General features: G+C 63.4%; 19 protein-coding genes, 1 tRNA gene and 1 pseudogene. 10 read left to right on the top strand and 11 right to left on the bottom strand.

Annotated features, from left to right (window positions below; genetic code table 11):
- Positions 1–4 precede the first annotated feature (4 nt).
- The 3 genes from trmB to thiS all read right to left on the bottom strand — a co-directional run bounded on the left by trmB (position 5) and on the right by thiS (position 2007).
- Positions 5–790 (bottom strand): tRNA (guanosine(46)-N7)-methyltransferase TrmB, encoded by a 786-nt coding sequence (gene trmB, locus EO174_RS10085; RefSeq protein WP_104648926.1) that lies wholly within the window; start codon positions 788–790, stop codon positions 5–7.
- A gap of 172 nt (positions 791–962) precedes the next feature.
- Complete coding sequence (locus tag EO174_RS10080; RefSeq protein ID WP_016903327.1) at positions 963–1757, bottom strand: thiazole synthase; 795 nt, start codon at positions 1755–1757, stop codon at positions 963–965.
- Positions 1758–1806: 49 nt separating this feature from the next.
- A complete protein-coding gene (gene thiS, locus EO174_RS10075) occupies positions 1807–2007 on the bottom strand; it encodes a sulfur carrier protein ThiS (protein ID WP_104583664.1) in 201 nt (66 codons plus the stop codon).
- A gap of 190 nt (positions 2008–2197) precedes the next feature.
- On the opposite strand from thiS, the gene EO174_RS10070 reads away from it, so the two are divergent.
- Together EO174_RS10070 and EO174_RS10065 are read left to right on the top strand one after the other, a co-directional pair.
- Positions 2198–3982: an autotransporter domain-containing protein gene (locus tag EO174_RS10070; protein ID WP_126944312.1), complete on the top strand. Its 1785-nt coding sequence runs from the start codon at positions 2198–2200 to the stop codon at positions 3980–3982.
- Between the two features lie 121 nt (positions 3983–4103).
- Positions 4104–4177 (top strand) — tRNA-Gly (locus EO174_RS10065).
- Positions 4178–4512: 335 nt separating this feature from the next.
- On the opposite strand, the gene EO174_RS10060 is transcribed toward EO174_RS10065, so the two are convergent.
- Positions 4513–6018, bottom strand: a complete 1506-nt coding sequence (locus EO174_RS10060) for a DASS family sodium-coupled anion symporter (RefSeq protein ID WP_126944222.1) — start codon at positions 6016–6018, stop codon at positions 4513–4515.
- Positions 6019–6087: 69 nt separating this feature from the next.
- Positions 6088–6630: an ATP synthase F1 subunit epsilon gene (atpC, locus tag EO174_RS10055; RefSeq protein ID WP_241240000.1), complete on the bottom strand. Its 543-nt coding sequence runs from the start codon at positions 6628–6630 to the stop codon at positions 6088–6090.
- A gap of 435 nt (positions 6631–7065) precedes the next feature.
- Here atpC and EO174_RS10050 point away from each other — a divergent pair.
- A pseudogene (locus EO174_RS10050) lies at positions 7066–7489 on the top strand (zinc-dependent alcohol dehydrogenase); the annotation flags it as partial.
- Positions 7490–7756: 267 nt separating this feature from the next.
- On the opposite strand, the gene EO174_RS10045 reads toward EO174_RS10050, so the two are convergent.
- Complete coding sequence (locus EO174_RS10045) at positions 7757–8134, bottom strand: hypothetical protein (protein WP_126944219.1); 378 nt, start codon at positions 8132–8134, stop codon at positions 7757–7759.
- 246 nt (positions 8135–8380) lie between these two features.
- Between EO174_RS10045 and EO174_RS10040 the strand changes: the two genes are divergently transcribed.
- On the top strand, positions 8381–10168 hold the full coding sequence (locus tag EO174_RS10040) for a YbhB/YbcL family Raf kinase inhibitor-like protein (RefSeq protein WP_126944216.1): 1788 nt from the start codon (positions 8381–8383) through the stop codon (positions 10166–10168).
- A 772-nt stretch (positions 10169–10940) separates the two neighbouring features.
- On the opposite strand, the gene EO174_RS10030 is transcribed toward EO174_RS10040, so the two are convergent.
- Positions 10941–13208 carry a methyl-accepting chemotaxis protein gene (locus EO174_RS10030; protein ID WP_126944213.1) on the bottom strand — a complete coding sequence of 756 codons (2268 nt, stop codon included), beginning with the start codon at positions 13206–13208 and terminating at the stop codon, positions 10941–10943.
- 341 nt (positions 13209–13549) lie between these two features.
- On the opposite strand from EO174_RS10030, the gene EO174_RS10025 reads away from it, so the two are divergent.
- The gene (locus EO174_RS10025) at positions 13550–13945 is read left to right on the top strand and encodes a hypothetical protein (protein WP_119127575.1); all 396 of its coding nucleotides are present in this window, start codon (positions 13550–13552) and stop codon (positions 13943–13945) included.
- Between the two features lie 88 nt (positions 13946–14033).
- Positions 14034–14426 (top strand): H-NS family nucleoid-associated regulatory protein, encoded by a 393-nt coding sequence (locus EO174_RS10020; protein WP_104583655.1) that lies wholly within the window; start codon positions 14034–14036, stop codon positions 14424–14426.
- A gap of 461 nt (positions 14427–14887) precedes the next feature.
- Here EO174_RS10020 and glgX read toward each other — a convergent pair whose 3' ends face one another.
- The gene (gene glgX / locus EO174_RS10015) at positions 14888–17017 is read right to left on the bottom strand and encodes a glycogen debranching protein GlgX (protein ID WP_126944210.1); all 2130 of its coding nucleotides are present in this window, start codon (positions 17015–17017) and stop codon (positions 14888–14890) included.
- Positions 17018–17505: 488 nt separating this feature from the next.
- Here glgX and rimK point away from each other — a divergent pair, with 488 nt between their 5' ends.
- The 4 genes from rimK to EO174_RS09995 all read left to right on the top strand — a co-directional run bounded on the left by rimK (position 17506) and on the right by EO174_RS09995 (position 21143).
- Positions 17506–18411, top strand: coding sequence for a 30S ribosomal protein S6--L-glutamate ligase (gene rimK, locus EO174_RS10010; protein WP_166763129.1), 906 nt, complete (start codon positions 17506–17508; stop codon positions 18409–18411).
- A 225-nt stretch (positions 18412–18636) separates the two neighbouring features.
- The gene (locus EO174_RS10005; RefSeq protein ID WP_241239999.1) at positions 18637–19107 is read left to right on the top strand and encodes a hypothetical protein; all 471 of its coding nucleotides are present in this window, start codon (positions 18637–18639) and stop codon (positions 19105–19107) included.
- 31 nt (positions 19108–19138) lie between these two features.
- Positions 19139–19816 (top strand): response regulator transcription factor, encoded by a 678-nt coding sequence (locus EO174_RS10000; protein WP_006448355.1) that lies wholly within the window; start codon positions 19139–19141, stop codon positions 19814–19816.
- Entirely contained in the window at positions 19809–21143 is a 1335-nt protein-coding gene (locus tag EO174_RS09995; RefSeq protein ID WP_164739182.1) for a HAMP domain-containing sensor histidine kinase, read from the top strand. Before EO174_RS10000 ends, EO174_RS09995 begins: the two co-directional genes overlap by 8 nt.
- A gap of 104 nt (positions 21144–21247) precedes the next feature.
- On the opposite strand, the gene EO174_RS09990 is transcribed toward EO174_RS09995, so the two are convergent.
- From EO174_RS09990 to EO174_RS09980, 3 genes are all read right to left on the bottom strand, one after another.
- Complete coding sequence (locus EO174_RS09990) at positions 21248–21577, bottom strand: SymE family type I addiction module toxin (RefSeq protein ID WP_126944207.1); 330 nt, start codon at positions 21575–21577, stop codon at positions 21248–21250.
- A 209-nt stretch (positions 21578–21786) separates the two neighbouring features.
- The gene (coaE, locus tag EO174_RS09985) at positions 21787–22410 is read right to left on the bottom strand and encodes a dephospho-CoA kinase (RefSeq protein ID WP_126944204.1); all 624 of its coding nucleotides are present in this window, start codon (positions 22408–22410) and stop codon (positions 21787–21789) included.
- Between the two features lie 13 nt (positions 22411–22423).
- A complete protein-coding gene (locus EO174_RS09980) occupies positions 22424–23287 on the bottom strand; it encodes an A24 family peptidase (protein ID WP_016849610.1) in 864 nt (287 codons plus the stop codon).

The raw sequence follows: 23287 nt of genomic DNA, 5'->3' as shown, positions 1-23287 counted from the left end.
TGAGTTATCCGGGGGGCATCGCCGTTTGCTCCTGCGATTCCCGATTCCCGATTTCCGATTCCCGGTCATACAGCAGATCCCATACGCCGTGGCCGAGCTTCTGGCCGCGGGTTTCGAAGTGGGTCTGCGGGCGCCAGGCGGGGCGTTCGACGTGGCCGCGCGGGCCGGCGCGATTGACCAGGCCCGGTGTGGCGTCGAGTACGTCCCACATCTGTTCGGCGTAATCGGCCCAGTCGGTGGCCGCGTGCAGGCGGCCACCATGGCGCAGCTTGCGCACCACCAGCGCCGCGAACGCCGGCTGGATCAGGCGGCGCTTGTTGTGGCGCTTCTTGTGCCATGGGTCGGGGAAGTAGATGCGCACCTCGTCCAGCGCGCCATCGGCGATCTCGTGCTCGAGCACTTCCACCGCATCGTGGTGGTACAGGCGCACATGCGTGCTGCCGTCATCGTCCAGCGCATTGAGCAGGCGACCGACACCAGGCGCATGCACCTCGATGCCGATGTAGTCGCGGCTGGGGTCCTGCTGGGCGGCAAAGCGCAATGCCGCCCCGTTGCCAAACCCGATCTCCAGCACCTTGGGCGCGGGACGGCCGAACGCCGCATCCAGGTCGCGCGGCGTGCCGCTGTAGTCCAGGCCGAAGCGTGGCCACAGCTCGTCGAACGCGCGCTGCTGCGCCGGGGTAAAGCGGCCCTGGCGCAGCACGAAGCTGCGCACCTGCCGGCGCCCCTCTTCGATGGTGAAGGGCTTGGGCGGCATCTTGGCGCCGTCGCTGGTGAAAGGATCAGTCATGAATTAGGTCGCATCAGAAAACAAAGCCCCTCTCCCTTTGGGAGAGGGGTTGGGGTGAGGGTAGAACGTGAGGGGGCACTCGCAGTAATGCGCGATCTGGCAACGGCCACATCCGGCACCTCACACCGCCAAGCATTGCGCATCGACTGCAATGTCAACGCAGCACACCCACTCATCCAATCACGCCATCCACCGGGCTGGACGCCGAGGCATACCGCTTGCGCGGAATCCGCCCGGCCAGGAAGGCCTCGCGTCCGGCCTCGATCGCCTTGCGCATCGCGCTGGCCATCAGGATCGGATCACGCGCACCGGCGATGGCGGTATTCATCAATACACCGTCGCAGCCCAGCTCCATCGCGATCGCCGCATCCGATGCCGTGCCCACGCCGGCGTCGACGATGATCGGCACCTTGGCGTTTTCGATGATTTCCAGCAGGTTGTACTTGTTCTGGATGCCCAGCCCGGAGCCGATGGGCGCGGCCAGCGGCATCACCGCCACGCAGCCGATCTCCTCCAGGCGCTTGGCCAGGATCGGATCATCGGAGGTATAGACCATGACGTCGAAGCCGTCGGCGACCAGCTGCTCGGCGGCCTTGAGCGTCTGCACCACGTCCGGATACAGCGTGCGCTCGTCGCCGAGCACCTCCAGCTTGGTCAGGTTGTGGCCGTCCAGCAGTTCGCGCGCCAGCCGGCAGGTGCGGACCGCATCTTCAGCGGTGTAGCAGCCGGCGGTGTTGGGCAGCAGCGTGTAGCGATCCGGCGGCAGCACATCGAGCAGGCTGGGCGCGTTCGGGTCCTGGCCGATGTTCACCCGGCGAATCGCCACGGTGACGATCTGCGCGGCGGCCGCTTCGGTGGCCAGGCGGGTTTCGTCCAGATCCTTGAACTTGCCGGTGCCGGTCAGCAGGCGCGAACGGTAGGGCTTGCCGGCGATGATCAGCGCATCAGAGGGGGCGGTATTGGTCATCAGGCAATTATCACCGATCGCGCGCAGCTGCGCCGGCCTGCGCGCCGCATCAGCCGCCGCCCAATGCGTGCACGATCTCCACCACATCGCCGGCACGCAAACGGTGCGTGGCGTGCCGCCCGCGCGACACGATTTCGCCATTGACCTCCACCGCCACGCGCCGCTGTGCAAGGCCTTCCTGCTCCAGCAGGGTTGCCAGCAGCAAGTCGTCGGGAATGTCGCGCGGGGTGCCGTTGAGTTGAATGTTCATGTCATCATTGTGGCATCGCGTGCCGTCAGGGCGCGCGTTTTTGCGTTATGCGGCAATGCAGCGTGAGCGCGGGCGGCGAGGGTGAAACCATGTGCCATGCGCCGGCGTACGTCAGCAGGTCCGGTCCAGTTCCACACTACCTTGAGCAGGCACTTCCATGGCTTCAACTCTTCGCCCGATCCGTTCCCTGATGGCCGTGGCCATCGCCATTGCGGCCACCCCGGCCATGGCCGCGTCTGCCTTCGACCAGACCGTGTTCTTCGGTGACAGCCTCACCGACAGCGGCTACTACAACCCGTTGCTGCCGGCCGCCTCGCGCGCAGTCACCGGCAAGTTCACCACCAACCCGGGCTGGGTCTGGGCCGAATACGTCGCCGACCATTACGGCACCAATGCAGCGCCCAACGGCAACGGCCAGACCGGCGACAACTACGCTGCCGGCGGCGCGCGCATCCAGGTCAATTCGACCAGCGTGCTCGGCGCCGCGCCGTCGGTGACCAGCCAGGTCAACACCTACCTGAGCGCCAACGGCGGCCAGGCCAATCCGAACGCGCTCTACACCGTGTGGGGCGGTGCCAACGATCTGCTCGCCGCTGCAGCCGCGCCGGCCCAGGCGCAGGCCATCATCGGCAATGCGGTCACCGCGCAGGTCGGAGCGGTCGGCGCCTTGCAGGCGGCCGGCGCGCGCTACGTGATGGTGCCGACCATTCCGGACGTGGGCATCACCCCGCGCTTCCGCGCCGGCGGTGCCGCCGCGATGGCGCAGGGCACTGCGGCGGCAACCGCCTACAACACCGCGCTGTTCAATGGCCTGCGCTCGGCCGGCCTGCGCGTGATCCCGGTCGATACCTTCCACATCCTGCAGGAAGTGGTCGCCGATCCGGGCACCTACGGGTTCAGCAACGTCACCAGCACCGCCTGCAACCCGGCCGTGCCGCTGCCGGCGTGCAACCCGACCAGCCTGGTCGCCGCCAACGCGCCCAACACCTATGTGTTCGCCGATGGCATCCATCCGACCACCGCCACCCACCAGATCCTGGGCCAGTACGCCATTTCGCTGCTGGAAGCGCCGCGCCTGCAGCAGGTGCTGACGCATTCGGCGCAGGCGATCGGCCGTGCGCGCGCTGACCAGGTGGCCTGGCATCTGGACGGCAAGCCGGACGCCGATGGCCTGCGTTGGTGGGGCAGCGTGCGTGGCGACATGCAGCGCTACGACCACGCCGATCTGTACGACGGCATGGCCCCGGCCGGCCTGTTCGGCGTGGACTGGACTGCCGGCGACCTGGTGTTCGGCGGCTTCGCCGGCTTCGGCAGCATGGATGCCGATTTCGGCAACCGCAACGGCAGCTTCAAGCAGGACGACACCACGCTGGGCGGCTTCTTCGGCTGGTACACCGGCCCGGTCTGGGTCAATGCCCAGGTCAGCTACAGCTGGCTCAGCTACGACGTCGACCGCGAAGTGCAGCTCGGGCCAGCCACGCGCGTGCACAGCGGCTCGCCGGACGGCAGCAACCTCACCGCCGCGGTCAACGCCGGCTATTCGCTGGGCGAAGGCAACGTCAAGTACGGCCCGGTGGTCGGCCTGACCTGGCAGAAGCTCAAGCTCGACGGCTACACCGAGGGCAACGCAAGCTCCACCGCATTGGGCTACGCCGATCAGGACATCGATTCGATGGTCGGCCGCATCGGCTTCCAGGTGCGCCTGGACGGTGCAATGGTCAAGCCGTACCTGCAGGCAACCTACGACCACGAGTTCAAGGGCGGCACCGAAGCCAGCGCCTGGCTGCAGTCGATGCCGGAAGTGGGCATGTACACCGTCCCGGGCCAGAACTTCGACCGCAACTATGCGACCGTCGTGCTGGGCGCCCGCACCGGCCTGTGGGGCCTGCAGAGCAATATCGGCCTGAGCACTACCACCGCACAGCGCAGCGCCCGCGATGCGACGCTGTTCGTGAACTTCAGCGGCAATTTCTGATCCGCGCCGCACAGCTGTCCACGCGGTAGATCTGCAGGACACGAGGGCCGGGCAACCGGCCCTCGTCACGTCTGCGCATTGCGCCCGACACCCGCACCCGCCTACACTCTCGCAACGCCACGCGGGCGTAGCTCAATGGTAGAGCTGTAGCTTCCCAAGCTACTGACGTGGGTTCGATTCCCATCGCCCGCTCCAGAGCTTCCGCCAAGTCTCTAAGTGTCTGACTTGGCTGGATATTCCGGCCGATTGATAATTCCGAGCGATGCCCCTTGAGGTATCAATCGAGGGATCAATCTTGCCCACGCCGCTGATGATGTCGCGCTCGGCCGGCCCGCATGCCATCTATCCAGCATCGGTTGCGGTGTGCCACGCGGCATGCAGGCAAGCGTCCTGACGTTTTTCTTGGCGGCCTTTCTGTCGCAGGTCGTGTGGGATACGCAGGTGCTGCTCCACGCTGCGCGATGAGTTGGCCGTTGCCAGGTGGCGTGTCAGGCGCTGTGTTCTTGGCTGCTCATGGGACGATCCAAGATCTACCAGAAGCCAAGGACTTTCCACCAGGTGCTGCCGACGAGAGCGAAGATGAGAAGCTCAAGCAGGCACATGATCAGTCCGATCCTCCACCAGGCGCCCAGGCTGACGTAGCCGCTGCCGAAAATGATGGGTGAGGTTCCCGTGGCATAGTGCGTCAGTGTCATCATGATCGCCGAAGACGCGGTCATCATGAGCATGAAGGGGATGACGTAATCCGGCGGTATGAGCAGTGCACCCACGCCCAGGAACGCAAGCAGCATCGCACTAATGTGGGCGGTGGTGCTCGCGAACAGATAATGGGAAAAGACAAAGGCCAGGACGAGCACGCCGGCGATGGCTTTCCATCCCATTCCACTCGCGATGATGGCGCCCTTCATGGCCTCGGTGAACCAGCCAACCACGCCCAGCTTGTTGAGCTGTTCGGCCATCATCACCAGCGCGCCAAACCACACCAGCGTGTCCCACGCACTTTTTTCGGAAAGCACGTCGTCCCAGTCCAGCGTGCCGGTGATGATCAGCGTAAACAAGCCAACGAATGCCACGACTGTGGGATCCAGGGTCCATGAGGGGCCGAGAATCATGGCGGGCACGTTCGCCCAAAGGACCAACAGCAAACCAAAGGTCCCGATCATCACTTTTTCTTTCGCCGTCAGCGGCCCCATCGCCTTCAATTCGGTCTTGGCGAAATCAACCGCGTTGGGGGTGGCCTTCAACTCCGGAGGAGACAGCAGATAGATGGCCAGAGGCATGATGATCAAACAGGCCAGCCCCGGTAGAAGCATGCAGAGCGTCCAGGTCGTCCAGGACAGGTGCAGCTGTTGGTTCGTCGCTTTGGCGACATAATCGACCACCAGGGGATTGGGTGCTGTGGCGGTGAGGAACATTGCCGATGTGATGGGATTGGCGTGGTAGTTCACCAATGCCAGGTAGGTCCCGACCTTGCCTTGCGTGCCTTTGGCCGGATCGGAATCGAACGAGTTGGCAATAGACCTCATGATGGGGTGAACAATGCCCCCGCCACGCGCGGTATTGCTGGGGGTGAAGGGGGCGAGCAGGAGCTCGCAGATCGTCAGGCCGTAGCCGATGCCCAGTGTCCGTTTGCCCAGGAGCGCAATGAACACCATGCCGATACGGTTCCCCAGGCCCGTCTTCTTCAGGCCACGGGAAATCAGGATCGCAACCACGATCAGCCAGATGAGCGGGCTCGAGAAGCTGCTGAGCGCATCAGTGATCGCACCCTTGGAGCTGGTTGACGTGACTTGGGAAAGCGCGACGATGACGATGGCCATCATCGCCATCACCCCGATGGGCATGACCTTGAGGATGATCGCGATGATGGTGGTCAGGAAGATGGCGACCAGCCCCCAGGCCTTGGGCGTCAGGCCTTCAGGACACGGGAGCAAGAGCAATGCAATAAGCACGGCCGTTGTCACCAGAGCCTGAGGCAGTTTGAACGGCACGGCTTGATTGAAATACTTGAATGCTGCTTTGACGCGACCTGACATGCGGGGCCCTCTTTTATGACTGTTCAACAAGCGGAGAACGCTTGAGGCGATTTGCCGCGGTTCCAGTCATCAAGGCTTGGCGCGTGGGCTTTCCCCAAAGTGATGCATAAGCTCGGCGTGCGTTTGCGCATAGGCAGCGTCCGTGAGAGACGTTGCCATGGGCGAATTCCCGGCAGTTTTCGCAACTTCGGCCTTCGCCCTGTCCTGGTCTTCGCTTCGCAGCGCCAGGTCAGCCAAAACGGCGACGTGAGTTGGCTGGACCTCGACGAAGCCGCCCGACACATACAGCTGGAAAGGCGGCTCGCCCGTTTCCGGATAAATGAGGATCATGCCTTCGCGCAGCGTGCTCAGCATTGGTGTATGTCGTGCCATCACGCCAAATCGGCCGCGTTCTCCAGGAAGACTGACCTCCCGAGCGCGTCCCTCCCATTGGGCTCCCGTAAGGCTCACGACAGTCAGCCCGAAGGTCTGCTGGGCATTGGCGATGAAGTCGGGTCCGGGATGGGCAGACGTGTGTGCGTGCATGTCGTATCCGCCTGAAGCCTTGCTCGAAGAAGCCTCACTGCGTTGCGCAGCACCGGTAACGACTGCTGATTTTTCACCAGGCCTCATGTCCACACTCCTTGAAAAAATATGACGCTGTTGCCCCCCATAACAGCTTTTCTTTCTCGCCATCACCGCGCGACTTCGACACCGAAAAGCAACGCCAGGCGGTGCCACCTCGGGTCTCATGATGCATTGCACCATACACGCCTGCCTTGATTTCGATCAACTCGGATCGAACGGCCTCTGGGGCAAGCTGGGATGATGGTATGTGCCGGAGCAAACCGAAATGATTCGGGCATCGTCACGCAAAAAATGTCAGTCAAGGATGCGGAGAGCTGATGCTTATTTACCGGTCGTTTCTGGTGTTGGGTCCTGGGCATCCAGGTGCATGGCGTGCAGCCTGCTGGAAAGCGCTCGCGCCACGGAAAAATTGATTGAACTCAAAAGGGGCTTTGAGGTAAGGCGTTTGGCTTCACTCCAACGCTTGCCTTCTAAGAAGTCGTTCAGATCGCTCCCCTTCTTTGCGCAGGTGTGACGGTCTACAAGGGGCTCAAATGACCGACACCAAGCCTGGAGACTGGGTGTCATCTCCGGCATCGGCGGGCTGGGTCATATGGCCGCAACGCGCCAAGGCGATGTGACTCACTGTGGCAGCGGTCGATGTGGACGACGCCAAGCTGGATCTCGCCCGGCGACCGGGCGCCATTATGGCGGTCAATGCGAAGAAGGAGGGCTCAACGGCGTGACCATGCGGGGATCGATCGTCGGCAGTCGTTTGGGTCTGCAAGAGTCGCTGAACTTCGCAGGGCAGGGCAAGGTGGCCGCGACGGTCCAGACCGACCGGCTCGAAAACATCAACGAGGTGTTTACCCGCATGCACCAAGGCGCCATCGAAGGTCGCGTGGTGTTGAGCTTCGCGGATTGAGTAAGCCTGTGGAGGGCGTCGCCCTGGAATGAGGGCACGCACAGCTGGGCCGTGGTAAGGGATGCAACGCGTTGCGTAGCAGCAGCGCGGCTCGTTTCCGTTGCATCCGCCCCTGCGCCAGACCGTGGTGCCCACGACGAGCTGACCGGGCGCTTCGCGGTTTGACCGCTGCCGACGCCGAACCTGCCGCTGAGCCCGCTGTGGTCAGCCGGCGCAGCGACGCAGCGGCATTGCGGTGGTCTGAGCCTTGCACGTCGGGCGGGTGCGTTAGCGCGATGGGTTGTAGGTGTCGTTGCTGCTGCCTGGAGAAATCAATGCACGCGCACGATCCGAAAGAGGGCAGCCACGCTGGTGGAGCAAGTGGATGGCCTCCCTGGTCCGTCGCAGCAGCCCTGTGTTCGCAATGAAGGTGGTCTTCGATCCGTGGAACGCAAGCACGATGTTCTCGGTTCCGTGGGTCTTCCGGTAGTCGACCAAGGCAACATCCGCGTAAGGCCGAGTACGGGTCCGCAAGACGCGGTACTCCACACGCTCTGCATGAAGAATCAACGTGGGGTTGAGGCTGTTGTGTGCCCACGCAATCCAGGGCAGAAATGTGAACCCGGCAAACGCGGCCTCCAATGTGACGACGACAGATGTCTCCACCGAAATCTCCTTGCGCAGGACCTGCCTGTCTGACCCCGATCGTCGTCATTGTGACCTGTACCGACTGTGCTTGCGTCAACCGGCCCGGTGTCTAATTCACTCGGGCCATGGCCATGGGCCGTGAGCAAGGTGAAGCAGGCGTTTCCTTGCTGTTCCCATCACGCATCCCGTGCAAAAAGATCGTGTCGGCTGCCGATCCACCAGGCAGTTCTTGAGAGCACTTTATCCACGCATCGGGAGAGCCATATGCGCCGTATCCTGTCCGCAGCACTGCTCGGATTGTTGGTAGGTCACGCACACGCGCAGCAAGGGGACGGCACCGACGTGCCGGCGCAGGTGCACACATTCAAGCCGGACAAGGTAGACGCCAGTCCTGGTCAGATGGCTGGGCTGAAAGTTCCGGCAGGCTTTCAGATCAAGCCGCTCGCAACCGGGCTGAAGAATGCCCGCATCATCGCCGTGGCGCCGGGCGGCAACATCTACGTGTCCCGGCGTGATCAGGGCGACGTCCTGCTGCTGAAGGACGCCAACGACGATGGCAAGCTCGACGCACCTGCCAAGGTGGTGGCCAACCGATCCGGAGCGCATGGGCTGGCGGTTCGCGATGGCCAGCTCTACCTGGTCACGGTCAAGGAGCTGTTCGTCGCCCCGATTCTGAAAGACGGAACCCTGGGACCACTCAGGTTGCTGGTGGGCGATCTACCGGACGGTGGGCAGCACCCGAACCGTACGATGGCATTCGGCCCGGACGGCATGCTGTATCTGAGCATCGGCTCGACCTGCAATGCGTGCAACGAGACCAACCCCGAGCACGCGACGATGCTGCGCGTGTCGCCCGATGGGAAGTCACGCACCATCTTTGCCAGTGGCCTGCGCAACACCATCGGCTTCGATTGGGACCCTGCGACCGGCGAGTTCTGGGGCATGGACCAGGGCATGGATTTCCTGGGCGATGAGGTCCAGCCGGAGGAGCTCAACCACATCGTCAAGGGCAAGCAATATGGCTGGCCCCACATCTGGGGCAAGGACGGGGTCAACCCGCAGAGCACGCCGCAGGGCGAGATGACCAAGCAGCAGTGGGCCGCGATCAGCGAACCGATGGTCCTGGGCTACACGGCTCACGCCGCGGCCATGCAGTTCCACTTCTACCGGGGCGCATCCTTCCCGGCCGATTACAAGGGCGATGCCTTCATCACCTTCCGTGGGTCGTGGAATCGCAAGCCGGCGTCTGGCTACGAGGTGGTGCGGCTGAAGTTCGAAAACGGCAAGCCGGTCGCTTTCGAGCCATTCGTGACCGGCTTCCTGACCGAGGGCGGCACGAAACACTTTGCGCGGCCCGTGGGCCTTGCGGAGACGGCCAACGGCGCGCTTTTGGTCTCGGACGATGCCAATGGCGTCATCTACCGCATCTCCGCCACGGGCGCACCGGCCCGCGCTGCGGCAGCAGGGCAACCCAGCGCAGCACCAGCGGCATCGCTCGAGAAACAGGTCAACCAGGGCAATGGGGTGCCGCTCGCCCTGGCTCGTCCCGAGACCAACGGCAAGGGAACGCTCACCGTGACTGCGCCCGCGTTTGCCAGCGGCGCTGCGATGGACAAGCGCTTCAGCGATTACGCCGATGGCGTCTCGCCGGCGCTGTCATGGAAAGCGGTTGCCAAGGCCACCTCCTACGTCGTGATCATGGAAGACCCCGATGCCAGGCCCATCACGCCGTTCGTCCATTGGGTGGCCTGGAACATTCCCGCCAAGGTCACCCAGCTGCCCGAGGGCCTGCAGGAGCAGATGCGTCTGACTGAGCCCGACGGCGTGCTGCAGGGGGCAACGAGCCGTGGTTCGGTTGGCTACTACGGACCGCACCCGCCGGTGGGCGATCCGCCGCACCACTATCACTTCCAGGTCCTGGCGCTGGACACCATGCTGGACGTCAAGCCGGGTGCGACCCGGGACGAGGTGCTTGCCGCTGCGTCGGGCCATGTTCTGGCGAAAGGCGAAACGTTGGGTACCTACGCCCAGACCGTCGCCCCGCCGAAGTAATCGCGCCGGAAACCGCGAGTTGATCGCATTGCCATCCCTGTCGTAGATGGGGCTTTCCATTCTTCGATTCGCGGACGTGGCGGGCGCTGAAGGCGCCCGCACGGCTGGAGATCGTGATCTTTCAACAGAGATCGGTGTTCACCACCGGCCTTTGCTTTGCAACGACACTCCCCGGGGTGTCGGCATTTGTTGCATCCAATACACCGACCCGGCTGCGGGATCGCCTGACCTCTGTCGCGCCAAGCCATGCCCGCCTACGGGCCAACAGCTGGTGCTGGACGTGGCCCGTTGAGCGCGCAGGCTTCCGCATTCTCCTGGGCGGCTGGACTGGTGGCCAAGCGCTTGGGTCACCCCTGCTCCGTCAGGGAGGGGTAGTGACCTTCGTGGCATGTGCGCCGAAAGCGCCAACATGCGGTGCCAAGACCAGGCTCAAGCGCCGCCGACATTCTCGAAAGGCAAGTGCGGACGCAGGCATGTCGCATGAATCAAAAATTTTTGCTTGCGCATCCCAAGCTGCCAGCAGCACTTCCAGGTCATTTATCAGTGTTTGCATTTATGCCCTTTGATGCACAGACGGTAGCCCCGCACCTCATCTGACCCTGAGGAGCGAGCCTACCTGGCCACTATGTCGGTGCTGTTAAGCCCGCTTAGGGGCAACTTATAGCGGACTCGGAAATGCAGGACAAGCGTTTGCCACCGTCTGCTGCTGTGCAATGCCGGGGCGAATCAGAACCCCGGTGGGCCCAGAAAATCTGGGCCCACCTAGATTGACTCAGAACTCCTGCCAGCCTGCGCCGTCAGTGGAGCTGATGGCTTCCAGTTTGCGCGGTGCACGGTGCGGGACAATTTTTGCGGGTGTCTTCACAGGCGTTGGCGTCCTGTTGCTGTTTGAGCCAGCAATGGCTGACGAGGCAGGAGCCGCGCGGACCGCAACGTTGTCCTTGTCGATCTTGAACACCGCCACCGCCTCGGTCAGCTGCGTGGCCTGTTCTTCCATCGCGCGGGCTGCAGCGGTCGCCTCCTCGACCAGTGTGGCGTTCTGCTGGGTCGCTTCATCCATCTGCGTCACGGTGGTGTTGACCTGCTCGATGCCGGCCGACTGCTCCTGCGAGGCTGCAGAGATTTCGCCCATGATGTCGGTCACGCGCTGCACGCTGGCGACCACTTCGGTCATCGTGGTTCCGGCGCTGCGCACCAGGGCCGAGCCTTCCACAACGCGCTGCACCGAGTCGTCGATCAGGTCCTTGATCTCCTTGGCTGCGCCAGATGAGCGCTGGGCCAGGGTGCGCACTTCCGAGGCCACCACCGCGAAGCCGCGGCCTTGCTCGCCGGCCCGCGCCGCTTCCACGGCGGCATTCAATGCCAGGATGTTGGTCTGGAACGCGATACCGTCGATGACCGAGATGATGTCGGCGATCTTCTTGGACGACGCCTCGATACCACTCATGGTTGCGACCACCTGGCCGACGACTTCGCCGCCCTGGGATGCCACGCCTGCGGCGCCAATCGCCAGCTGGTTGGCCTGGCGCGCATGTTCGGCGTTCTGGCGCACGGTGGAGGTGAGTTCTTCCATCGAGGCAGCGGTTTCTTCCAGGTTGGCCGCCTGTTGTTCGGTGCGCTGGGACAGGTCCTGGTTGCCTGCCGCAATCTCGCTGGCTGCCGAATTGATGGACACCGCCGACTGCTGGATGCGTCCGACAATCTCTGCAAGCTGTGCAGCAGTGGTATTGGCATCGTCGCGCATCTGCGCGAAGACGCCCTTGAACTCACCGGTCATGCGGGCTGTTAGGTCGCCTGCGGCGATGGACTGCAGCAGCGAGGACAGGGATTGCAGGTTGCTGTCCGCGGTGGCCATGAGCAGGTTGAGGCTCTCGACCATGATGCGGAAGTCGTACTGGAACCGATCCGCATCGCCGCGTGCGGTGAAGTCGCCATTGGCAGCAGCTTGTGCCAACTGCTTGATTTCCAGGTTCATGGCAGACAGGTTGGTCTTGACTTCATTCATGGTCTGCGTCAGCACGGCTTTTTCGCCAGGCAACTGCTCCATGTCTTCACTCAGGTCGCCAATGGCATAGCGGCCCATGATGCGTGCGAGGTTGGACTGCACGCTGAGGTGGGAGGCAACCAGGGCGTTGGTGTCCTCGGCCATGCGGCCGTAGTCGCCGGGCAGTGCGCTGGCATCCATCAGAAAACTGATCTGGCCTTCGTCATGGCGCCTGGCCATGTCTGACTGGGCCGCCATCAGGCTGCGGATCTGCGTTTGCATGACCTGCATTGCCTGAAGCAAACGCCCTGGTTCGTCCCGAGCCTTGGTTTGCGCGTTGCTGGTCAGATCCCCTTGCGCAATGGCATTGGCGACCTGTGTTGCACGGGCCAGGGGCGTGGTGAGGCTGCGGGTAATGATCCAGCCCAGCAAAGCGCTTGCGATCAGGACAACGGCGCCACCGGTAATGAGCATGGCCCGTCCGCCTGCAATGGCGGCCAGTGCTTCCGCGTACGCATCCTTGGTGTTGTTGTTCTGGCGTGACACCAACTCCCGCAGTGTTTTCTGCCAGAGCAGGACGGCGGGTCTTCCCTTCTCGCTCAGCAGGGTTTGTGCTCCCATGCGGTCCCCTTCGGCGCACAGGGCCATCACCTGATCAGTGAAGCTGCGAGCGATGGTGCGGCGTTCGTCCAGGGCGACTCTGACGCGGCGGCCGCCTTCAGACAAGGAAAGGCTGTCCAGGGTTCTGAGCTTTTCGCGTAGCCCGTTGTAGCGGGCCCGTTCGTCACTGATGGTCTTGACAGCCTCTTTGTTGAGCGCATCGCTGGTGACCATTGCATAGGTCCCGAGCGCTACCAGGATCGAAGAGTTGGCGTCCAGCATTTCATTGGCGACCTGGATCTTCGCCATCCGGTCTTGAACGATCGAGTCCAATTGATGTTTGGAAACCGACATCGTCCACAGGCCTGCTGCAACAAGCATGGCAGAAAGAAGAATCAGGACGCCGAATGCGGCGCCCAGGCGCTTACCAACGCCGTGCCTTTGAAGAAATTCCATCTCGTAAACCTTCGGAGCTGTGCAAAAGCGCACACACACTTAGCGGCCTCTACCGCAAGGAATGAAGAAAAGGCATACATGTATATTCAAGCTCTATACAAATGCTGTGCTTTTTGTGGCACCTGTCACCTTCTGCCGTCGGAGCTTGCCGCAATCCCCGTGGGGTCATTTCGGGGCGCATGTGGGTGAGTTACTTACGCAGCGTAGGGGGGCGCCGAGTATGGGAACGACAGGCCGGGGTTTGGTAGCTGCTTGGCCATTTCCTTCCCCATGGTCAGGAAGCTCCTGATTGAACGGGTGCGCGGCGATGGGCATAGTGCCGGGCACGTCGAGCGAGCACCATGACCACCACGCACCCTCAACTTATCGGCGCACTTCTCAAGGGCATCCGACGCGCCGAATCCGCGCGCGCAGCCTCTATTGCGTATTGCGCCGGATTGGCCGGGCAGATGCGCTTTGACTACGGCACGCCGGACGATGCGGGCAAGGTGCTGGAGATGTTCGCGCTGGATTCCGAGCAGATCCGCGAGCTGGGGCTGGTGGGCGTGGAAGAACTGGGCGAGGCGGTCTGCCATGCCTGGTCCATCAACGCCGGCGAGCTGGATCGGGTGGTTCAGTGGTTTTCGGCGCCCAGGGTCGAGTTCGTCGGCAAGCACTGCCGCGAGCTGATCCGGGCCGGGCGCATCGGGCCGGTGCTGACCATGGCCCGCGAGCACGCCTTGCTGCGCCATCGCTGAGCGCCGCCAGACTCGGGCGCGCCCGGCCGCTTTACGCTAGCCGGCGCAACAGCAATACTCGCTGACCCTTCCAACCTCAGTTTTGCCAATGCGCCAGGTTCCGCCCGCTTCATCCGCCGCCGCCGCCAAAGCCCAATTGCTGGAAGAGCTGCGCAAGCTCGAGCAGGAAGAAGCCCAGCTGAAGTACGCCCAGACGCTGGAAGCCTTCGACCAGGTGGTCGAGGTGCTGACCCAGTTCGGCAGCCGCTTCAATGCCAAGCAGAAGTCCCAGATCGCGTCGTTGGCAATGACCGGCAAGTCCAAGGGGCCGCTGTCGTCCACGGGCGAGGTCGTCGCCAAGTACTGGATTCCGCATTCCGGCGAGACCTGGTCCGGGCGTGGCCGCACACCGCGCGCGTTCAAGGCATGGGAAGGCACCAGCTCCTACAAGGAATGGAAGGCCAACCATCCGGACAAGCGATTCCCGCTGTATCCGGGCTGAGTTCTTGAAGAGTCACGGTCTGGCTGCGCGCACGCCTGTGGCCTAGCGATTACGGCCTTCCTGCACCTTGGTTTTATCGCTGTAAGTGCCGCGCTGCATTGCAGGCGTTGCCGGATCGTGCAATCCAGGCTGGCAGTGATCACGCTTGCCGATGTCGCCGTGATCCAGACCATAGGTGTCATCGATACCGCCTTAAAAGCGCTTTCGCCAGCTAAGCAATCGGAGCTTGATCTGTGATCGCGCCGTTGTCAGGCGCGCTGCTCTTTGCCCCGCGCTTGACGCGCAGCTGGGTGTCAGCGGCAGAGTGGTAACCGCACACGAAAACAGCAGCGGTGTTTACCGACCGGCAGTGCAGATCCGGTTCAAACCGGAGCATCCATTTCCTGTGTCGACGCAATAAAAAACGCGCGGCCTGCCAGAGTTCCGGCAGACCGCGCGTTTGGTTTATCGCACCAGGGTTACTAGTCGTTCTTGCACTCGAATACCGACACGCTGCGCGGCGGGGCCAGGAATTCGCTGGCGCCTGCCGGCATCATGTCCACTTCCAGGGCTTCGTCGGTCGAGAGCACCAGCTTCCAATGCACCGGTTCGTCGGTCGAGGGCAGGGTGAAGGTCACGCCTTCGTGGTAGGCATTGATGACGATCAGCAAGGTGGCGTCGTTGGCCAGCTCCTTGACGCCGGAGGTCTGTGCCTTGCCTTCCAGCAGCAGTCCCACCGAGCGCGCGCCCGCGTCGGTCCAGTGCGCGTCGTCCATCTCGGTCCCGCCCGGATTGAGCCAGGTGAGATCGCGCAGGCCCGCTTCTTCGTTGTACTGGCCGTTGAGGAAGCGGCCGCGCGAAAGGATCGGATAGCGCTTGCGCAATTGCGTCAGCGCCTTGACGAAGTCGGTCAGGCGGCCATCGGTCGGGTCGTTTTCCCAGTCCAGCCAGGTGATCTCGTTGTCCTGGCAATAGGTATTGTTGTTGCCGCCCTGCGACTGGGCGCGCTCGTCACCGGCGAGCATCATCGGCGTGCCTTGCGAAAGCAGCAGCGTGGCGAGCAGGTTCTTCATCTGCCGCTCGCGGATCTGCAGCACGTCCGCATTCTCGGTGTCGCCTTCCTCGCCGTAGTTGCAGGAGCCATCGTTGGACGAGCCGTCGCGGTTGTCCTCGCCGTTGGCCATGTTGTGCTTTTCGTTGTAGCTCACCAGGTCGCGCAGGGTGAATCCATCGTGCGCGGTGATGAAGTTGACCGACGCCCACGGGCGGCGACCGCGACGATCGAACAGGTCTGCCGAGCCGGTGAAGCGGGTGGCGAACTCGGCCAGCTTGCCGTCCTCGCCCTTCCAGAACTCGCGCGCATTGTCGCGGAACTTGTCGTTCCATTCCGACCAGCCCGGCGGGAAGTGACCGACCTGGTAGCCACCGGGGCCGCAATCCCAGGGCTCGGCGATCAACTTGACCTCCGACAGCAGCGGGTCCTGGTTGCATGCATCCAGGAAGCCGCCGCGCTGGTCGAAGCCGCTCGGCTCGCGTCCCAGGATCGTGGCCAGATCGAAGCGGAAGCCGTCCACATGCATCTCGCTGGCCCAGTAGCGCAGCGAATCGTTGACGAACTGGATCACCCGCGAGTTGCTCAGATTGAGCGTATTACCGGTGCCGGTGTCGTTGATGTAGTAACGCTTGTCTTCAGCAAGGCGATAGTAGCTGGCGTTGTCGATGCCCTTGAACGACAGCGTCGGGCCAAGCTCGCTGCCTTCTGCGGTGTGGTTGTAGACCACGTCCAGGATCACTTCCAGGCCCTGCTTGTGCATGGCCTTGACCATGTCGCGGAATTCATCGCGATGCCCGCTGGATAGGTAACGCGACTTCAGCGCGAAGAAGCCGATGGTGTTGTAGCCCCAGTAATTGCGCAGGTCCTTGTCCAGCAGATGCTGGTCGTCCAGATACGCATGCACCGGCAACAGTTCGACCGCGGTGATGCCCAGGTCCTTGATGTATTGTAGGACCTGCGGCTGTGCCAGGCCGGCAAAGGTGCCACGCACGGCTTCTGGTACCTGCGGGTTGCGCATGGTGTAGCCACGCACGTGGGTCTCGTAGATCACCGTCTCGTTCCACGGCGTCAGCAGGCGCGCGTCGTCTTCCCAGTCGTAGGTGTCTTCGACCACCACGCACTTGGGCATGAACGGCGCACTATCGCGCTCGTCGAAGCTCAGGTCGCCGTCCGGGTGGCCCACGGTGTAACCGTAGAGTTCGTCCGCCCAGATCAGGTCGCCATCCATCTCGCGTGCGTACGGGTCCATCAACAGCTTGTTGTGGTTGAAGCGGTGGCCTTCGGTCGGTTCATACGGGCCATGCACGCGGTAGCCGTAGCGCTGTCCGGGTTTGACGTCGGGCAGGTAGCCGTGCCAGATCTCGTTGGTGTATTCCGGAAGGTCCACCCGCACTTCGGTGCCCTGTTCGTCGAACAGGCACAATTCCACGCGGGTGGCATGCGCGGAAAACAGTGCAAAATTGGTGCCCTTGCCATCGAAGACGGCGCCGCGCGGAAACGGGCGTCCTTGGCGGATGCGGGAGGGGTTGGCGTAAGCCGCGCTTGCTGGACGTCGCATTGAGAGTCTCGGGTGCGCCGGCATGCCGGCATTGAGGGAACTCAAGCATTGCGTGGGCAGCTGTGCAAACTGCGTCACGACGGCAGGGGGGCGGCGTGAGGGCGGTTGTCGCAGGGCGTGGCCGCCCATTATTTGCTGACCGCAGTGACGGAGAAACAGGGCGCACGGCCGTGGGTGATCTGACACATACGCATCGCGCAGGTCGGCTGCGTTGTCTATGCGGCTGTCGCCAGACAAACCCTCTCTGTGCATCACCGGTGTCATGCGCGCGCGCTTGAGCGCCGCGCAGCCGCCCTGCTAGCATCCAGGCCGTCGGAGTCATGCAACGCATGCAGTGTGACAGCTGCCTTGCTGCGTCGCTTCCGCCTCCCATTCTCGGGGCCGTCGCACACCCGTCGAACGCAGCATGCAGGGCAGGGACGCTGCCCGCCCGTGCAATCGACCGGCAGACCTGCGGACTTGGGTCACTCCGTCATCAGACTCCGACCATGTCCAGGCCGCGCCGTACCCCTGCTGCGATGAAAATCGCCATCCTTTCCCGCAACAGCAAGCTGTACTCGACCCGGCGGCTCATCGAGGCCGGGCGCAAGCGTGGCCACACCGTGCGCATCCTCGACCCGCTGCGCTGCTACATGCGCATCGCCGCCGACGGCTTCAGCCTGCACTACAAGGGCAAGCCGATCACCGGGTTCGACGCGGTGATCCCGCGCATCGGCGCATCGGTCACCCGCTATGCCACCGCGGTGTTGCGCCAGCTCGAATTCATGGGCACCTATACGCCCAACCCCTCCGATGCCATCCTGCGCTCGCGCGACAAGCTGCGCGCGCATCAGTTGCTGGCCGCGCAGGGCATCGACATGCCGGTGACCGTGTTCGGCGACAACCCCGACGACACCCAGGACCTGCTGTCGATGCTCGGCCCGCCGCCGCATGTAGTGAAATTGAACGAGGGCGCGCAGGGCGCCGGGGTGATCCTCACCGAGAAGGCCAGCGCCTCGCGCGGCGTGGTCGAGGCGCTGCGCGGGCTCTATGCCAATTTCATCGTGCAGGAGTTCATCGGCGAGGCCGAGGGCGCGGACCTGCGCTGCTTCGTGGTCGGTGACCGGGTCGTTGCCGCCATGCGCCGGCAGGCGGCCGAGGGCGACTTCCGTTCCAACCTGCATCTGGGCGGCAGCGCCGCGGTGGCCCAGGCCACCGAGCAGGAACAGGAGGTCGCGGTACGCTCGGCGCGTGCGCTGGGCCTGGCCGTGGCGGGCGTGGACCTGATCCGTTCCACGCGCGGGCCGCTGGTGCTCGAGGTCAATTCGACCCCCGGACTGGAGGGGGTGGAAGGGGTCTGCGAGGTGGACGTGGCGGCGGCGATCATCCAGCACCTGGAGCAGTCGATCCGCTGATCGGCCACCCGCGTTGTTATCGAAAATTTAACGAAAATATAATCCTTTCCTCGCTAGCCTCACCCGACCGTAGCTCCGCTCTCGGCAGTGACGGTGATCGGGATGAACTTTTGGCCCAAGTGCGTTGTCGCACTTGGGCCTTTTTACTTAGGCATGCTTGCTCCAGCAGTAAAGTCGAGTCTAAAGTGAGGAAATGTTAAACGGACGATGGGACAAGGAACGATCATGCTCAAGGCTTTCTGTTATGCCGCATCTCTAGCTGTGCTTCTGCTGGCCGATGCTGAGGCTGCCTCGTCCAAAGTAGACGTCAAGAAGCCCGTCGCCCAGCAGGTCGCCCAAGTGCGCAAGGAGTTGGACGGCGGCACTAAGTACTCCGAGATCAGTCAGGAAGATCGCGCTAAGGTGCTTTCTGCGCTCACGAGAATAGAAGTTGCAGTTGCAGACCGGGATGATGCGCAGGCGTTGACTCCAGACCGAAAAGCAGCGGTTTACAACGACCAACAGCTCATCAACACAATTTTGACAAGGGCGGGTGAGGAAAGTCGCCTGATTTGTACTCGTGAAAAGGCGACAGGTTCTCATCACACCACTTCGATCTGCAAAACCGTTGCCGAACGCAGACGCTTGCGTGACAGCGGCGAGCGCGACATGAGCTCCATGCAGCGGAGATACAAAGCTACCGACCCGGGCTCCTAAGTCCACCCCGACCATAGTTATTGAGGTTTCAGTGCGAATTCTAGTAATCGAAGACAACAGCGATATCGCCGCCAATCTGGGCGACTATCTCGAAGACCGCGGCCATACGGTGGATTTTGCTGCCGATGGCGTGACCGGGCTGCATCTGGCCGTGGTGCATGAGTTCGACGCCATCGTGCTCGATCTCAACCTGCCCGGCATGGATGGCATCGAAGTGTGCCGCAAGCTGCGCAACGAAGCGCGCAAGCAGACCCCGGTGCTGATGCTCACCGCGCGCGATTCGCTGGACAACAAGCTGGCCGGTTTCGACTCCGGTGCGGACGACTACCTGATCAAGCCGTTTGCATTGCAGGAAGTGGAAGTGCGGCTCAATGCTCTGTCGCGTCGCGGCAAGGGCGTGCATACCCGCGTGCTGGAAACCGGCGACCTGGAATACAACCTGGATACGCTGGAAGTGCGTCGCCGCGGCAAGCTGCTGCAGCTCAACCCCACCGCGTTGAAGATCCTGCAGTCGCTGATGGAGGCCTCGCCGGCCGTGGTCACCCGCCAGGAGCTGGAAACCCGCGTCTGGGGCGAGGAGCTGCCGGACTCGGATTCGCTGCGCGTGCATATCCACGGCCTGCGCGCGGTGGTCGACAAGCCGTTCGACGTACCGATGATCCAGACCCGTCACGGCATCGGCTATCGCATCGCCTCGCCCGATGCCTGAAAGCAATAACGGCGCGCGGCCGGCGCGCAAGCGCGGCCGTTACCGGCGGCGTCTGCGCAGCCGCATCATCCTGTCGTTCGTGTTGTTGGGCTTCTGCCTGACCACGCTGTTCGCCTTCGCCACCAACTGGGCACGTTCGCGCGTGGAAAACCAGTTGGTCGAAGACGTGATGAACCGCAACATCGACGCCTTCGCGCAGCGCTTCTACTCCGACCCGCTGCGCAACCCCGATCTGCCGGTGCAGCAGATGCGCGGGCGCGTGGTCAAGAGCGACAAGTTCGACGCGCTGCGGCTGGAACAGCCGGAGTGGTACCAGTTGCCCGACGGCATTCACACCATCTCCGGCGTGGACGACAGCGGCAACGCGTATTCGTACAAGCTGGCGGTGCGCAAGACGCCGAGCGAGTGGTTCTTCCTCGCCTACGACATGACCCAGACGCTCAAGGGCGAGATCCAGCTCAAGCGCACGCTGATGCTCTCGGTGCTGGTGTTCAGCGGCTTTTCGCTGTTGATCGGCTGGTGGTCTGCATCCAAGGTGATGCGCCCGGTGTCGGACCTGGCCGCGCGCCTGCGTGCCTACCGCGGCGGCACCAGCGAGCCCAAGCCGCTGGCCGCGCACTTCCCCGACGACGAAGTGGGCCAGCTGGCCGAAGCGCTGGACGATTACTCGGCCCGCCTCACCGAAGTGGTACAGCGCGACCGCGAATTCAACGCCGATGTCAGCCACGAACTGCGCACCCCGCTGGCGGTGATTCGCGGCGCCACCGAACTGCTGCTCACCAAGCCCAATCTCGACGAGAAGATGCTGCAGCGCCTGCAACGCATCCAGCGCGCCGAACTGCAGTGCAGCGATTTGATCGGCTCGTTGCTGCTGCTCTCGCGCAACGAGCGCGGGCAGGGCAGCAGCAATGTCGCCAAGGTGGCCGAGCAACTGATCGACGCGCACCGCGCCCAGCTCGGCGGCAAACCGCTGGAGCTGCTGCTAGAAGGCGAGCGCGACCTGGTCATCGACGCGCCTGAATCTGCCTTGTCGGTGGCGCTGGGCAACCTGATCGGCAATGCGGTCAAGTACACCCAGGACGGCCAGGTGCGCGTGCGCGTGCTTGCCGATGCAGTGGAAGTGATCGACTCCGGCCCCGGCCTGAGCGAAGAGGACGCCGCCAAGCTGTTCCAGCGCGGCTACCGCGGCACCCACGCCGGCCACTCGCAAGGCGGCGGCATCGGCCTATCGATCGTCAGCCGGCTGTGCGACCTCTACGGCTGGCGCGTCAGCGTGCGCCCAGGCCAGCAGCGCGGCGTCATCGCAACACTCGCCTTCCACCGCTAACCACCACCCGCACCTCCGTAGGAGCGCACCCGGGCGCGAGGGCTTTACACGTATCGTCCTCCCCGCTGCAGGCGTCCAAAAAACAATCGCACCCAAAACCCAGCTCAGCGCTCTACAACCGTCACCACCAACTCGCCCGCACGCGCAGTGATCTGCAGCTTGCACCCAACCGCAAACCCCAACTGCTCCAGCCACAGCCCGCGTAGGCGTACGCTCGGGATGCGCTGGCTATGTGGCCGGCCCGGCTCCGCATCGTAGAACGCATAGCCCACCGTGCAGCGCGTGGGCATGCGCGCCTTGCGCGGCGGCAGATCGTCCACGCGACGCTTGGGGCGACGGTCGAAGTCGAGGTTGTCTACGTCGAACGTGGGCGAGGGCACCAGCCGCATGGGCTGCGCGTCCTTTACCGGCGTGACCGCCCGCTCGGCGGAAATCGAATGTCAATGCAGCAAGTAGATGCGGTCGGTGTTGGTGCGCTGATTCGACGTCGAGCTACGTTACGCTGCCCGGGGAAACATGCCACGCATGCCGGAGGATCTGTGTGCGGAAGGAACGAACGCCATGCAGCGTGTGCCAATGAACTCGCCGTCGATCATGGCAGCCGGCTGACCGTGGGAGCATCGTGGGTGCCCGGCCGTGGACGTCAGCGCCCGATTCGATGCGTTTGTAAAATTGCCCTGTAGCTCGCATCCAGGCGTCGCGCTTGTTGCGCCAACTGGTCCGTGTTGCCTTCGTTGCTGACGATGTCATCGGCAATCGCCAAGCGTTGTGCGCGGGATGCCTGCGCGGCAATCATCTGATCGGCAAGTTTTGCGGTAATCCCGTCGCGTTGCATCAGGCGAGCATGCTGAAGCGACACCGGCACATCGACCACAACAATGCGGTCCAGCCAGGCATAGGTCATTCGGCCGCCCGCTTCGGTCAGCAGGGGAATGGCGACGATCGTATAAGGGCCTACGGCTTCCCGCGCGGCGCGCTGCAGTTCTGTACGGATGGCCGGATGGGTGATCGCTTCCAGCGCTTTCCGCTGGGCCGGATCGGCGAAGACGATCTGGCGCAGGGCCGGGCGGTCCAGCGTGCCATCCGGTAGCAGGATGGCCGTGCCAAACCGTTCCACGATCGCATCGAGAATGGGGCCGGGCGCCACAACCTGGCGCGCAACGATATCCGCATCGATCACCGGCACGCCCAACTTCTCGAATTCGGCGGCAAGCGCACTCTTACCGGAGGCGATGCCACCGGTGAGGCCGACGATGAAGTCGCTCATCGCCGTGCCCGGGTCAACGCAGGCCTGCGAAGTGCAGGTAGCCGTCTACCAGATCGTTGCCCCAGAAGAACACCACCCAGCCGGCGATGGCCAGGTAGGGGCCGAACGGGATCGGCGTGGCGCGGTCGCGGCCCTTGGCCACCAGCCAGATCGAACCGAGGATGGCGCCGACCAGCGAGGAGATCAGGATGATCGGCAGGATGCCTTTCAATCCGCACCAGGCGCCGAGCGCGGCCAGCAGCTTGAAGTCGCCGTGACCCATGCCTTCCTTGCCGGTGAGCTGTTTGAACAGCCACCACACCGTCCACAGCGAGACATAGCCCACCGCCGCGCCCAACAAGGCGGGCTTGGCCGGCATGTACAGGTTGTCCATCGAGCCGACCAGGCCCAGCCACATCAATGGCAGGGTCAGCTGGTCCGGCAGCAGCTTGTGCCGCAGGTCGATGCCCGACATCGCCACCAGGAAGCAGCTCAGCACGATCGCGCCGAAGCCCTGCCAGCCGAAGCCGAACCGCCAGACGCTGGCCACGCACAGGATCGAGGTCAACAGCTCCACCAGCGGGTACTGGATGGAGATCGGCTTGCCGCTGTAGCGCGATTTGCCGCGCAGCATCAGCCAGCTGAAGAGCGGGATGTTCTCCCACCACTTGAGCTTGTCGCCGGTGACGGGGTCGTGCGAGGGCTCCACCACGATCCCCGGCGGCGGCGGCTCATAGATGTCCGGCAGCTCCAGGATCTCGCGCGCATCGCGCCGCCATTGCCACTCCATGCGCTTGGGCAAGCGCAGGATCACCACGTTCAGGAAGCTGCCGATCAGCAGTCCCAGTCCGGCCGCGGCAGGAAAGCCGAGACCGGGATGCTGGTCGAGAAATGCCAT

The sequence above is a fragment of the Xanthomonas sp. BRIP62418 genome, from assembly GCF_003993495.1.
GTDB lineage: Bacteria > Pseudomonadota > Gammaproteobacteria > Xanthomonadales > Xanthomonadaceae > Xanthomonas > Xanthomonas euroxanthea.
This window is presented reverse-complemented; position numbering and strand designations above follow the sequence as displayed.

Coding starts and splice junctions, on each gene's coding strand:
- trmB (WP_104648926.1), bottom strand. CDS start 790: ATGACTGATCCTTTCACCAGCGACGGCGCCAAGATGCCGCCCAAGCCC.
- EO174_RS10080 (WP_016903327.1), bottom strand. CDS start 1,757: ATGACCAATACCGCCCCCTCTGATGCGCTGATCATCGCCGGCAAGCCC.
- thiS (WP_104583664.1), bottom strand. CDS start 2,007: ATGAACATTCAACTCAACGGCACCCCGCGCGACATTCCCGACGACTTG.
- EO174_RS10070 (WP_126944312.1), top strand. CDS start 2,198: ATGGCCGTGGCCATCGCCATTGCGGCCACCCCGGCCATGGCCGCGTCT.
- EO174_RS10060 (WP_126944222.1), bottom strand. CDS start 6,018: ATGTCAGGTCGCGTCAAAGCAGCATTCAAGTATTTCAATCAAGCCGTG.
- atpC (WP_241240000.1), bottom strand. CDS start 6,630: ATGAGGCCTGGTGAAAAATCAGCAGTCGTTACCGGTGCTGCGCAACGC.
- EO174_RS10040 (WP_126944216.1), top strand. CDS start 8,381: ATGCGCCGTATCCTGTCCGCAGCACTGCTCGGATTGTTGGTAGGTCAC.
- EO174_RS10030 (WP_126944213.1), bottom strand. CDS start 13,208: ATGGAATTTCTTCAAAGGCACGGCGTTGGTAAGCGCCTGGGCGCCGCA.
- EO174_RS10025 (WP_119127575.1), top strand. CDS start 13,550: ATGACCACCACGCACCCTCAACTTATCGGCGCACTTCTCAAGGGCATC.
- EO174_RS10020 (WP_104583655.1), top strand. CDS start 14,034: ATGCGCCAGGTTCCGCCCGCTTCATCCGCCGCCGCCGCCAAAGCCCAA.
- glgX (WP_126944210.1), bottom strand. CDS start 17,017: ATGCGACGTCCAGCAAGCGCGGCTTACGCCAACCCCTCCCGCATCCGC.
- rimK (WP_166763129.1), top strand. CDS start 17,506: ATGTCCAGGCCGCGCCGTACCCCTGCTGCGATGAAAATCGCCATCCTT.
- EO174_RS10005 (WP_241239999.1), top strand. CDS start 18,637: ATGCTCAAGGCTTTCTGTTATGCCGCATCTCTAGCTGTGCTTCTGCTG.
- EO174_RS09995 (WP_164739182.1), top strand. CDS start 19,809: ATGCCTGAAAGCAATAACGGCGCGCGGCCGGCGCGCAAGCGCGGCCGT.
- coaE (WP_126944204.1), bottom strand. CDS start 22,410: ATGAGCGACTTCATCGTCGGCCTCACCGGTGGCATCGCCTCCGGTAAG.
- EO174_RS09980 (WP_016849610.1), bottom strand. CDS start 23,287: ATGGCATTTCTCGACCAGCATCCCGGTCTCGGCTTTCCTGCCGCGGCC.